This is a genomic window from Streptomyces sp. 15-116A (assembly GCF_025290915.1).
Taxonomy (GTDB): Bacteria; Actinomycetota; Actinomycetes; order Streptomycetales; family Streptomycetaceae; genus Streptomyces.
Map to the genome: position 1 here is coordinate 1 of NZ_JAOCQE010000559.1, position 1,009 is coordinate 1,009.

1 protein-coding gene is annotated in these 1,009 nt (G+C 76.6%); it reads right to left on the reverse strand.

Going from position 1 to position 1,009, the window contains the following annotated elements:
• Nucleotides 1-916: glycosyltransferase family 2 protein (locus N4P33_RS35455; protein ID WP_260831024.1), on the reverse strand; the 916-nt coding region annotated here is incomplete at its 3' end.
• Nucleotides 917-1,009 lie beyond the last annotated feature (93 nt).

Sequence of the window (1,009 nt, forward strand, 5' to 3'; positions counted from 1 at the left end):
GCCGGTGCTGGACGCCGAGGCTGCCGCCCGGGGGCCGGTAGCCGGCCGGGCGGTGCCTGCGGTACAGGCTGCCCGCCCGGCGGAAGAAGGCGGAGCGCCCCGACGGCAGCCGCCGCGGGTGGGCGGCCGTCTTGAGCACGGCGGCGAAGAGCTGCTCGAACAGCGGGCCCGACCGCCCGGCGGGCAGCCGCTGTTCGTCCGCGCGGGCGAGTACCAGCTCGACCTGGTCCAGCAGTTCGGCGTGGTGCGCCCCGGGCCGGTTCAGCCGGCTGCCCTGCCGCCGCAGCAGATGCCGTACGACGACCGAGCGCAGCACCGCGACCCGCCCGGCGTGCAGCAGGGCCGTCCCGGACCAGCCGATGTCGGTGAAGTGGCCTGCGGAGAAGGTGAGTTCGTGCCGGGTGACGAAGGCGCGGCGCCAGAGGGCGCCGAACGCCGGAAGCGTCACGCCGGTGAGCTGCGGGGCGTCCCCCGGGGCGAAGGCGCCGTCGGGGGCCTTGGCCAGCAGCGGGGCGGCCGGGTTGGTCGGCTCGCCCTCCCACCAGGGGACGCGCTCGTGCTCGGCGTACAGCACATCCACCTCGCCGGTCGCGGTGAGCCGCGCGTCCAGGGCCGCCAGCGCTCCCGGCGCGAGGACGTCGTCGCCGTCGAGGAACAGCACGTACGCCCCGGTCGCCGCCCTCAACCCGGCATTGCGCGCCCCCGCCAGGCCCCCCGACGGCGGTGAGTGCACGGGGGCGACCCGGCAGTCGCGCTCGGCATGGCGGGCCGTGACATGGGCGCCGAGCGAGCCGGGGCCGTCGCAGACCGGGATCACCTCGAGGTCGCCGAACGACTGGGCGAGGACCGAGTCGAGCGCCTGGGACAGCCGGCCCTCGACCCCGTGGGAGGGGACGATGATGGTGAAGCGGGGCATTCTGCTCTTTCGTAGGACTTCTCGAACACGTCGCGCGGCGGCGGGCGGCCTCGGACGGGTCGCCTCAGCGGACGGCCCGCCGGCCGGGCCGCC